Origin of the sequence: Nonomuraea endophytica, assembly GCF_014203235.1 — a bacterium.
GTDB lineage: Bacteria > Actinomycetota > Actinomycetes > Streptosporangiales > Streptosporangiaceae > Nonomuraea > Nonomuraea endophytica.
The window spans coordinates 554,837-565,596 of the sequence record NZ_JACHIN010000003.1 but is presented as its reverse complement, the minus strand read 5'-3'; the positions used below and the strand labels follow the sequence as shown (position 1 = coordinate 565,596).

The 10,760-nt window shown below is 72.2% G+C and carries 10 protein-coding genes and 1 riboswitch; of the genes, 3 read left to right on the top strand and 7 right to left on the bottom strand.

All coding sequences use genetic code 11. The features are described 5' to 3' along the window. Positions 1-15: 15 nt before the first annotated feature. A riboswitch (cobalamin riboswitch) is annotated at positions 16-203 on the bottom strand. Between the two features lie 82 nt (positions 204-285). Beyond that, positions 286-897, top strand: coding sequence for a PepSY domain-containing protein (locus HNR40_RS14550; protein ID WP_184961299.1), 612 nt, complete (start codon positions 286-288; stop codon positions 895-897). 34 nt (positions 898-931) lie between these two features. Here the strand turns inward: HNR40_RS14550 and HNR40_RS14545 are convergent, their stop codons facing one another. The 6 genes from HNR40_RS14545 to HNR40_RS14520 are packed head-to-tail and all read right to left on the bottom strand — an operon-like array spanning position 932 to position 7,481. Beyond that, positions 932-3,583 (bottom strand): fumarate reductase/succinate dehydrogenase flavoprotein subunit, encoded by a 2,652-nt coding sequence (locus tag HNR40_RS14545; RefSeq protein ID WP_184961297.1) that lies wholly within the window; start codon positions 3,581-3,583, stop codon positions 932-934. After that, complete coding sequence (locus HNR40_RS14540; protein WP_312896346.1) at positions 3,584-4,384, bottom strand: ABC transporter ATP-binding protein; 801 nt, start codon at positions 4,382-4,384, stop codon at positions 3,584-3,586. After that, positions 4,381-5,151, bottom strand: a complete 771-nt coding sequence (locus HNR40_RS14535) for an ABC transporter permease (protein WP_184961295.1) — start codon at positions 5,149-5,151, stop codon at positions 4,381-4,383. The genes HNR40_RS14540 and HNR40_RS14535 overlap by 4 nt, the downstream gene beginning before the upstream one ends. Then, on the bottom strand, positions 5,148-6,515 hold the full coding sequence (locus HNR40_RS14530) for an ABC transporter substrate-binding protein (RefSeq protein WP_184961292.1): 1,368 nt from the start codon (positions 6,513-6,515) through the stop codon (positions 5,148-5,150). Before HNR40_RS14530 ends, HNR40_RS14535 begins: the two co-directional genes overlap by 4 nt. A 16-nt stretch (positions 6,516-6,531) precedes the next feature. After that, the gene (locus HNR40_RS14525; RefSeq protein ID WP_184961290.1) at positions 6,532-6,759 is read right to left on the bottom strand and encodes a 4Fe-4S dicluster domain-containing protein; all 228 of its coding nucleotides are present in this window, start codon (positions 6,757-6,759) and stop codon (positions 6,532-6,534) included. 2 nt (positions 6,760-6,761) lie between these two features. Beyond that, complete coding sequence (locus HNR40_RS14520; protein ID WP_312896345.1) at positions 6,762-7,481, bottom strand: GntR family transcriptional regulator; 720 nt, start codon at positions 7,479-7,481, stop codon at positions 6,762-6,764. A gap of 384 nt (positions 7,482-7,865) precedes the next feature. Between HNR40_RS14520 and HNR40_RS14515 the strand changes: the two genes are divergently transcribed. Both HNR40_RS14515 and HNR40_RS14510 read left to right on the top strand, forming a co-directional pair. Continuing rightward, positions 7,866-8,708, top strand: a complete 843-nt coding sequence (locus tag HNR40_RS14515) for a sulfotransferase family protein (RefSeq protein WP_184961285.1) — start codon at positions 7,866-7,868, stop codon at positions 8,706-8,708. Next, the gene (locus HNR40_RS14510; protein ID WP_184961283.1) at positions 8,705-9,877 is read left to right on the top strand and encodes a glycosyltransferase family 4 protein; all 1,173 of its coding nucleotides are present in this window, start codon (positions 8,705-8,707) and stop codon (positions 9,875-9,877) included. The genes HNR40_RS14515 and HNR40_RS14510 overlap by 4 nt, the downstream gene beginning before the upstream one ends. Here HNR40_RS14510 and HNR40_RS14505 read toward each other — a convergent pair. Then, positions 9,865-10,728 (bottom strand): LysR family transcriptional regulator, encoded by an 864-nt coding sequence (locus HNR40_RS14505; protein ID WP_184961282.1) that lies wholly within the window; start codon positions 10,726-10,728, stop codon positions 9,865-9,867. The genes HNR40_RS14510 and HNR40_RS14505 overlap by 13 nt on opposite strands. Positions 10,729-10,760: the final 32 nt, after the last annotated feature.

Genomic DNA, 10,760 nt, shown 5'->3' with positions numbered 1-10,760 from the left:
GAGATCCGCCCCAAGGTCGTGAGGTGGCGACCGCGTGAGTCTCCTGGCTCTCGGGTCAACGCTCACCCCGGCCTTCCCGCCCGCGGGGGCAGTGGCTTCGTCGGGACTCGCTCGCCGATCACAGTGGCGGGACCGCGCCGGATTCACACCGGCTTCCTCTGTCCGCCGTCGCCTATTTCGGGACCTATCGTGGCATATCCGGAGCACTGCGGGCCCGGCCGTATGCCTTCATGATCTACTGACCTGCGGGAATGCCTAGGAGATATTCGGGGCAGCGTGCACGTCATGGGGGAAAACACTAAGAAGCACGCTATCCGCGCGGCCGCGTTCGCCGCCGCGCTGTTCACGATCACGGCCTGCGGTTCCGGTGGCGCCCAGAACACCGCCGGCCTCGCCGTCCAGAGCCCGGCCACACCGCCGGCCGATCCCAGCGACATGGGCTCGCCGAGCGCCGGAGTCGGCGCCGACGACATCAAGAAGGCGGGCGAGGCCGCGCTGGCCGCCGTGGAAGGCACGGTCACCGGCCTGGACTCCGACAACGGCGTGTGGAAGGTCACCGTCATCGGCGCGGACGGCGCCGAGAGCAAGGTCCGGGTCGACGCCATGACCTGGAAGGTCGTCGGCACGCCCTCGGCGGAGGCCGACGACGAGGCGGAGAAGGCCAAGCACAAGGCGCGCGCCGAGGCGGCCAAGACCACCTACACCGACGCCGCCGAGAAGGTCGCCGCCGAGTACCCGGACGGCAAGATCACCGAGCTGTCCCTCGACCGCGACAACGGCACGGTGGTCTGGGAGGCCGACGTCAGCGCCGCCGACGGCACCAAGGCCAAGGTAAAGATCAACGCGGACGACGGCAGCGTGGTCTCGCCGTCGGCCGAGCCCGAGTCGACCGGCTGACCGACCTGAGGGATGGAGAGGCGGCGTGGCGGCGCTACCCGGCCAGCGCCCGTCGCGCGTAAGCACGCACGTCGGCGTCCGGATCGCCCAGCGCCGCCTCCAGCGCCGCACCCGCTTCGGCCGTGTCCGCCCAGCGGGTCAGCGCCAGCACGGCCGCCTTGCGCACGTCGAGGTTCTCATCCGACAGCGCCGCCACGAGCGGCGCCAGCGCACTGGCGCGGTCGGCGGCGGCGAGCGCGCGGGCCGCGCCCACCCGCACCTGCCAGCGCGGGTCGTCCATCGCCCGTACGGCCAGCGCCACCAGCGGCCCGCCCGCGCTGCCCGACGACTCCAGGGCGGCCGCCCTGACCAGCGGGTCGGCGTCGGCGGCCAGCGTCTCCAGCACGGGCGCGGGCTTGCCGATGATGCCGAGCCCCTTGGCCACCCAGACCCGTACCTCCCGCGACGGGTCATCGGCGGCGGCCGCCACCAGGTCGGATTCGTCCAGCGAGACCAGGCCGCGGATGGCCTCGATGCGCACCCGGTGGTCGGCGTCGGCGGTCGCGGCGGCGAAGACCTCTCTGTCGCCCAGGCGCATCGCGCGCAGCAGGTCCAGGGCGGTGGCCCGGACGAGCGCGTCGCCGCCTGCCAGCGCCGCGTCCAGGGCGAGCGGCGGGCTGAGCACCTCGGCGAGTTCGCGCAGGCCGGTGGCGGCGGCCCGCCGTACCGTGCCGTGGTCGTCGGCGAGCGCGGCGACCAGGGCGGGGCCGGCGCCGTCGGGGACGGTCTCGGTGAGGGTGGCGATCGCGGCCCTGCGCACCTTGGGGTCGGGGTCGGCCAGGTAGGGGGCGAGCTGCCCGGTGGTGGGCTGTTCCTCGGCCAGGCGATGGAGTTCGAGGATGCGCGGGGAGCGGCGGCCCACGCCGGTGCGATCGGCGGTGACCGGGGCGGCGCGCCGTACCGGGGCCGAGGTGTGCGCGGCCAGGACGGCGGGGGCGGCGGCGGACGGCGCGAACTCCTCGACCGGGACCAGATAGGGCTCGACCGGGCGCTTGAGGAACTCCATCGCGCCGTCGGCGCGCTTGCGCAGGTTCAGGTGGTACAGCCACTCGCCGTCGTCGCGGGCGGGCAGGTCGGCGCGGTCGTGGTAGAGGCCCCAGCGGCTCTCGGTGCGGGTCAGGGAGGCGCGGGCGGCCATCTCGGCGCAGTCGCGGATGAAGTCCACCTCGGCGCAGCGCATCAGCTCGTGCGGGGTGCGGGCGCCCATCGCGGCGATCTCCTCGCGCATGCGCTCGAACGACTCCAGCGCGAGGTCCAGCTTCGCGGCGGTCTTGGGCGGGGCGACATAGTCGTTGACGAAGCGGCGCAGCTTGTACTCGACCTGCTGCTGGGGCGGCCCATCCGGGTTGCGCAGCGGGCGGTAGACCAGTTCGTGGGCGGCGGTCACCTGGTCGTGGGGCAGTGTCGCCGGGACGGGCGTGGCAGCGGCGGCGGCGTGGGCTCCGGCCAGGTCGCCGAAGACGAAGGCGCCGATCATGTAGTTGTGGGGGACGCAGGCCAGGTCGCCGGCCGCGTACAGGCCGGGCACGGTGGTCCGGCCGTGCTCGTCCACCCAGACGCCGGAGGCGGAGTGGCCGCCGCACAGGCCGATCTCGGAGATGTGCATCTCGACGTCGTGGGTGCGGTAGTCGTGCCCGCGCCCGGCGTGGAAGGTGCCCCTGGTCGGCCGCTCGGTCGAGTGCAGGATCGTCTCCACCGCGCTGATCGTCTCGTCCGGCAGGTGGGTCAGCTTCAGGTAGATGGGGCCGCGGGCGGAGGCGATCTCGGCCGCCACCTCCGCCATCATCTGGCCTGACCAGTAGTCGGAGTCGACGAAGCGCTCGCCCCGGTTGTTGACCTGGTAGCCGCCGAACGGGTTGGCCACGTACGCGCAGGCGGGCCCGTTGTAGTCCTTGATCAGCGGGTTGATCTGGAAGCACTCGATGCCGCTGAGCTCGGCCCCGGCGTGGTAGGCCATCGCGTAGCCGTCGCCGGCGTTGGTCGGGTTCTCGTAGGTGCCGTACAGGTAGCCGCTGGCCGGCAGGCCGAGCCGGCCGCAGGCGCCGGTGGCCAGGATCACCGCGCCGGCCCTGACCGTGACGAAGGCGCCCGAGCGGGTGTCGAATCCGGCGATCCCCACCGCCCGGCCGTCCTCGACCAGGACCCGGACGGGCATGACGCGGTTCTCGATGCGAACCTTGTCGCGGATGTCGCGCCTGCGCAGCACCCGGTAGAGGACCTTCTTGACGTCCTTGCCCTCCGGCATCGGCAGCACGTAGCTGCCCGAGCGGTGCACGCGCCGCACGGCGTACTCGCCGTACTCGTCCTTCTCGAACTTCACGCCGTAGCGCTCCAGGCGGCGGACCATCTCGTGGCCGCGCGTGGCGGTCTGGTAGATCGTCTTCTGGTTGACGATGCCGTCGTTGGCGCGGGTGATCTCGGCGACGTAGTCCTCGGGGGTGGCCTTGCCGGGGATGACCGCGTTGTTGACGCCGTCCATGCCCATGGCCAGGGCGCCGCTGTGCCGTACGTGGGCCTTCTCCAGGAGCAGGACGCGGGCGCCGCGCTCGGCGGCGGTGATCGCGGCCATCGTGCCGGCGGTGCCGCCGCCGACGACGAGCACCTCGCACTCCAGCTCCAGGCGCTCGCTCAGCTCGGGGATCTCCATCTACAGCTCCTTCAGCACGCGGGCGCGCAGGTCGTCTTCTCCGTTGACCTCTTCTCGGGTGACCTCTTCTCGGGTGACCTCTTCTCGGGTGACCTCTTCTCGGGTGACCTCTTCTCGGGTGACCTCGATCACCGTGCGCAACGAGCCGCCACCGATCACCGCGACGCGGTCGCCGAGCAGCAGCGCCTCGTCCACGTCGTGGGTGACGAACACGACGGTGGCGCGGGTCTCACGCAGCACTCCGAGCAGGAGCCGCTGCATCTCGGCGCGGGTCTGCGCGTCCAGCGCGCCGAAGGGCTCGTCCATGAGTACGGCCCGCGGCGCCCCGGCCAGCGCGCGGGCGAGCTGCACCCGCTGCCGCATGCCGCCGGACAGCTCGCGGGGCAGCAGGTCGGCCGACCCGGTGAGCCCCACGCGGTCCAGCCACGACGCCGCCGCGGCCCGGCGCTCGGCCCGGGGCACCTTCCTGAGCGCCAGCGGCAACTCCACGTTGCGCCGGACGGTACGCCAGGGCAGCAGGCCGTCGTCCTGGAAGACCATGGCCCGGTCGGCGGAGGTGGCGGCCACCACGACGCCGTCGGCCAGGACCCGGCCGGCGGCGGGGGCCAGCAGCCCGGCCAGCGCGCGCAGCAGCGTGGACTTGCCCGACCCCGACGCGCCGGCCACGGCCAGCACCTCCCCCGGCCGGATCGCCAGGTCCAGCTCGCGCAGCACGGGGGCGCGGCCGTAGCCGAGGGTGAGCGCCTCGACGGCGAAGGCCAGCCCGCGCACGGCGGGGGCCCGCTCGGTCAGCGTGGTCACGCGAGGCTCCCTTCCCCGCGCGGCAGCCAGCGGGTGACCCGGCGCCCGACCAGCTCGACTCCGGCGGAGGTGAGCCAGCCGAGCAGGCCGATGGTGGCCATGCCGACGATCACGGCCGGGTAGTCGACCAGCGTGTAGGCGTTCCAGGTGCGGTAGCCGACCCCGAACTCGCCGGAGATCATCTCGGCGGAGATCACGCAGATCCAGGCCACGCCCATGCCGACCGACAGCCCGCCGAACACGCCGGGCAGGATGCCGGGCAGCACGACGTGCCACAGCACGTGGCGGCGGCCGGCGCCGAGCGTCCTGACCGCGTCCTCCCAGAGCGTCGGCAGCGCGCGTACGGCGTGCCGCGTGCTCACCATGATCGGGAAGAAGGCGGCGGCGAAGGTGATGAAGACGATGCCCTGCTCGTCGGCGGGGAACAGCAGGATCGCGATCGGCACCAGCGCGATGGCCGGGATCGGCCGCACCACCTCCAGCAGCGGCAGCAGCACCGGCCCCGCCCGGCGCGAACGGGTGACCAGCACGCCGGCCGCGACCCCCGCCACGGCGGCGATGGCGAAGCCGGTGAGGATGCGCAGCAGGCTCTGCAGCAGGTCGAGGTAGTAGAGGGAGGTGGTCAGCTCGGCGGCGAAGCGCACCGCGACCTCGTCCAGCGACGGCAGCCGGTCGAAGCGCAGCCACAGGCGGGCGTCGGTGACGGTGAGCACCTGCCAGAGAGCGGCGGCGGCCAGCAGCGAGCCGATCCTGGCGGCCTGTCTCATCGCGCCGCCTCTTTCTCCAGGGCTTCGGCGTAGGTGACGGGCTTGGCGGCCGGGTGTGCCGCGCGGTAGGCGTCGGCGCCGTCGCGAGTGGTGAAGGGCAGGTAGGAGTCCTTCTCCCGGAGCCAGACCGACTTGTCGGCGAACCAGCGGGTGCCGGTGGCGGCGTCGGGCACGTACGCGGCGCGCACCTTTCCCGCTCCGGCGGCGGCGATCTGGCGCAGCAGGCAGGTGGGGGTGGCGGCGGGCTGGGTGCCGCCGGCCACCAGCCAGAGTTCCGAGGCGGTGCGCGGGTCGGCGACCGGGACGCCGCAGGCCGGGTCGGTGCCGGTGATCTTCGCGGGGTTGGCGGTCGAGGCGGTGTCGGCGTCGTAGGCGGGGCCGTACGCCTTGCGGAGGTAGGAGTCGTTGACGAAGCGGGAGAGGTCCACTCCGGCGAAGTCCTGACTTATGCGCTTGAGGTAGGGAATGTCGTGCTGGTGGGCGGCCTTCAGCTGCGGCTTGAGCGTGGCGTCGAACGTCGCGATGCCGCCGGGCCCGTTGTAGAGGTAGACCACCTCGGGCGGCAGCCCGGTCGCCTTCGCCACCAGCTCGGCCGCGCGCAGCGGGTTGTCGTGCAGGTAGCGGGTGGCGTCCAGCTGCGCCTTCAGGAAGGCGTCCACGACCTGCGGATTCTCCTTCGCGTACGGCTCGCGGACCACCACCCCGTGGAAGGTCGGCACCCCCAGGGCGGAGCCGTCGTAGATCAGCTTGGCCTTGTCCTGGAAGACCAGCAGCCCCGGCCAGGCCACGAACTGCGCGTACGCCTGCACCCCGCCCGCCTCCAGTTGCGAGGCGCCGACCGGCGGCTGATGGTTGACCACCTCGACGTCGGCCGCCGGGTCGAGCCCGGCCTTCTCCAGCGCCTGGACCAGCGTGCCGTGCCCGGCCGAGCCCACGCTGGCCGAGACCTTGGCGCCCTTGAGCCCGGCGAGCGTGGTGACCTTCGAGGCGGGCGGGACGACGACCATGTTGAGGCCGCCGCGCAGGTTGTAGCCGGTGATCGAGACCAGCTCGGTGTTCTTGGCGCGGGCGGCGTTGATCAGCAGCGGGTAGTCGCCCATGGAGCCGATGTCGATCTTCCCGGCGACCATCTTGGCGGTGATCGGGGCGCCGGTGTCGTGATCCTGCCACTCGACGGCGTACCCGTCGCCCAGGCGCTTCTCCAGGTAGCCGAGCTCGCGCAGCAGGGTTCCGGCTGTCACGGTGTTGATGGTCTTGGACTGGTAGCCGACGACCAGCTTCTTCTTGCCTGGGGCGGCGGCCGTACCGGAGAGGGAGCAGCCGGCGAGCGCCAGCAGGAGGGCGGCGGCGAGTACCACGCGCATGGCTCGTCCTTTCAGCTCAGCGCAGCAGGTAGGGGATGTCGATGGTGACGGCGTCGACGGGGCAGCGGGCCGCGCACGGGCCGCAGTACCAGCACTCGTCGACGTGCATGTACGCCTTGCCGGTCTCGTCGCTGATCGCGAGCGAGTCGAGCGGGCAGGCCTCCACGCAGAGCGTGCAGCCGTCGATGCAGAGGGACTCGTCGATGGTGACGGGCACCTCGACCCGCTGGGTGATCAGAGCCATGGCTACTCCCGGTTCAGGTGGCCGCGCATGGTCAGCCGGTCGCCCCTGAAGCGGATGAACTCCAGGTCGACCGGGCGGCCGTCGGACAGGTGGGTGAGCCGCTCCACCATGAGCAGCGCGGCGCCGCGCGGCGCTTCGAGCGCGGCGGCGGTGTGGGCGTCGGCGTTGACCGCCTCCAGGCTGAGCTCGGCCGTGCCGAGCGGCTGCCCGGCGATGGCTTCGAGCAGCACGAAGATGTCGTTGTGCGCCAGGTCGGCGTCGAAGAGCGGCTCGCCGACCTCGCGCACCAGGTACGTGAGGTCGAGCGAGAGCGGCACGCCGTTGAGCCGCCGGAGCCGTTCGAGATAGACGACCTGTTCGCCCGGCGGGACCCGCAGCCGCTGGCTGACGGCGGCCGGGGGCTCGATGAGCGTCATGGTCCGGACGAGGTTGACCACCTCGCCGTGTTCGTGGAGGGTCTCGGCGAGGCCGAGCAGCCGGTGCAGCCCGTGCGGATACTTCTCCGCCGCCACCGTCGTGCCCACGCCGGGGCACCGCTCGACCAGCCCTTCCTCCCGCAGCAGATCGAGGGCGGCCCTCACGGTGTTGCGCGAGATCCGGAAGTCGCGGGCCAGCGCCGCCTCCCTGGGCAGCCGGCCACGCCCGTACTGCCCGTCCACGATCTGCCCGCGCAGCAGATCGGCCACCTGCCGGGCCCGATCCGCCCGTCGCCGTGTCTCCACACGACTTAACCTAGCAATCCGGTAGGTTAATGGGGATAACGGCGAGGTTGCGCCACCCACCCGACCACCCCACCAGCACGACCAGCCAAGATCTGCCACCTACCCGTGGCAGGGCGATGCTAGGAGGTGCGGGCGGGGACGCGTGAGGGGTCGGGCGGGGCGGGGAGCTTCTGGCGACGTGGACACGTCAGCCGCACGGTCGCCCATACTCCGACGACCGTGAGCGTTGCGTAGAACAACACAATCCAGGCGATCATTGTCCTGACTCCCTTGACCGGGTTTCTCGAAGGATTCTTAACAATGGGGACGCGGCAAACAACCTAAAAAGGGCAAAGGATATGGCTGCCAGCTGGGCTTCAGATTCGCGGAGTACCGTCCGGCGGCATGACATGGCAGCGCAGATTCAACGCCGCGCTGGCCAGATACACGGGATACCAACTCAAGCGCCCGGAAAAGGAAGAAACCCCTCCCGCTGAGCTCGGGACCGTCCGGCCGCCCGCCCATCCCGGCACCGATCGGCTGCTCGTCGCGCCGGTGTTCGTGATCTGCCCGGTGCGTTCCGGCTCGACGTTGCTGCGGGCGATGCTCGACGCGCACTCCCAGCTGCACGCCCCGCACGAGCTGCACATCCGCCGCCTGACCGTCGGATTCGGTACGAAGCTCGCGGAGCACGCCATGACCGAACTCGGCCACAACCGTGCCGATCTGGAACACCTGCTGTGGGACCGGGTGCTGCATCGCGAGCTGGTGCGCAGCGGCAAGCCGTACCTTGTGGACAAGACGCCCGCCAACGCCTTCGCCTACCGGCGGCTCGCCACCTGCTGGCCGGACGCGCGGTTCGTGTTCCTGGTGCGGCATCCGGCCGCGATCGCCGCCTCCTGGTACGAGGCCGCGCCCGACCGGCGTACCCGCGAGGAGGCGGCGGCCGACGCGCTGCGCTACATGAACGCGGTCCAGCGCGCCAGAAAGGCCCTGCCCGGACCGACCGTCCGCTATGAGGACCTCACCGCCGCGCCCGAGCGCGCCACCCGCGCCGTCTGCGACTTCCTCGGCCTCGCATGGGAGCCCGGCATGATCGAGTACGGCCGGCCCAAGGTGATCCGCAAGGGCCTCGGTGACTGGAAGGACAAGATCGCCTCCGGTGTCGTGCAACCCGCGCGCGAGGCCCCGGCCGGCACCCCGGAGCTCCTCAGGCCCATCTGCGAGGCGTGGGGATACACGCGATGAAAGTCCGATACCTGCTCCTGCACGCCTATGGCATGGGCGGCACCGTCCGCACCGTACTCGGCCAGGCCGGGGCGCTGGCCCGCCTCGGGCACGAGGTGGAGGTCGTCAGCGTGGTACGCCGCCGCGACGAGCCGCACTTCCCCTTCGAGCCGCGCCTGCGCGTGTCCACGCTGGTCGACCAGCGTGACGGGATCGCCGCCGACTCCACGGCCCGCAAGGCGTGGCGGCGCGTACGCGGCAAGATCGTGCCGCTCGGTGAGTTCGCCGCCGACTACTTCACCGAGCGTGTGGAACGCTCCGTCATCGACTACGTGGCCGGTGTGCGGGGCGGCGTCCTGGTCACCACCCGGCCCGCGCTGAGCCTGATCGCCGCCCGCCGGGGTTCGCGCCGGGTGGTCCGCGTCGCGCAGGAGCACATGCCGCTGTCGGCGTACCGTGAGCCGGTGCGCGCGCAGATCCTGCGTCACTACGCCAGGCTCGACGCCATCGCCGTCCTGACCGCCGCCAGCCGGGACGAATACCGCACCGCCCTGCCCGCCACCCCCGTCGTCCGCATCCCCAACGCCGTGCACACCGCCGACACCACCGCCGCCACGCAGAACAACCCCGTGGTGATCGCGGCCGGCCGCCTGGTCCACCAGAAGGGCTTCGACCTGCTCATCCCCGCCTTCGCCCAGGTGTCGGCCAGGCACCCCGAGTGGAAGCTCCGCATCTACGGCACGGGCCCCAAACACCCCCAGCTGACCACCCTCATCCGCGACCACGGCCTCCAGACCAAGACCCGCCTGATGGGCCGGACCCAGAACCTGGACGCCAAGCTCGCCGGCGCCTCCGTCTTCGCCCTGAGCTCCCGCTTCGAGGGCCTGCCCATGGTCATGATCGAGGCCATGACGCACGCGCTGCCGGTCGTCGCCTTCGACTGCCCGACCGGCCCGGCCGACGTCCTGACCGACGGCCGCGACGGCCTCATCATCACGCCCGGAGACGTCGACGCCTTCGCCGCCGCCCTCGACCGCCTCATGTCCGACCGCGAGGAACGCCTCCGGATGGGCGCGGCGGCAGCGCGTACCGCCGCCGGCTACGCGGTCGAGGTGGTGATGCCGATGTGGGAGGACTTCTTCGGCGAACTCCTGAGCGGCGAAAAGATCACCGACAGCTACTGGCCCTGACCGTCGCGGTAGCTGGACACGGCGGTGTGGACGAAGGAGCGGATGAGGGGGTTCGGATCGCCCTCTTTCCAGGCCACCACCACGCGGCTGGGCGGCATGTCGGTCAGGGGGACCACGGCCAGGTCCGCGGGTGGGTGGTGGCCGAGCGGGGTCATGCCGACCGTCCCGTTCCAGAGCACGGCCTGCACGCACTCCTGTACGGCCCGCACCACCGGCCCCTCCCTGGCCACTCCCCCGTTCCAGTACGACTGCCAGATCGGGTCGGTCCCGCCGGGGAACTGGAACCAGCGCCGGTCGGCCAGGTCGGCCAGGGTCAGGTGGTCGCGCCCGGCCAGCGGGTCGTCGGCGCGCAGCACCGCGCCCACCGGGTCGGCGCGCAGTTCGTGCACGGTCAGGCCGCTCTCGTCGAACGGCCCGCGGGTCAGCGCCACGTCGACCAGTCCGGTCCGCAGCCCGCAGGTCGGGTCGGTCAGGTCGGTGTCGCGGATGCGGACCTCGACGCCGGGGTGCGACCGGCGGTACTCGGTGGCCAGCCGTGTCGCGCCCCGGTCGGCGCTGTCGCTCAGGAAGCCGACGGTGATCGTCGACGCCCCTGCGGCCACGGCCACGCGGGCGCGTACCCTCTCTGCCTGGTCGAGGAGGGTGCGCGCCTCGTCCAGCAGCGCGGCGCCGGCGGCGGTGAGGGTGACGCCCGCGGCGCTCCGGCGCAGCAGCGTGGCGCCGAGGTCGGACTCCAGCCGCTTGATGGCCCGGCTCAGCGGCGGCTGGCTCATGTGCAGCCGGGCGGCGGCCCGGCCGACGTGGAGTTCCTCGGCGACCGCCACGAAGTAGCGCAGCGTGCGTAGCTCCATGACCCGCGACGATACCCGCACGGTATCGGCGC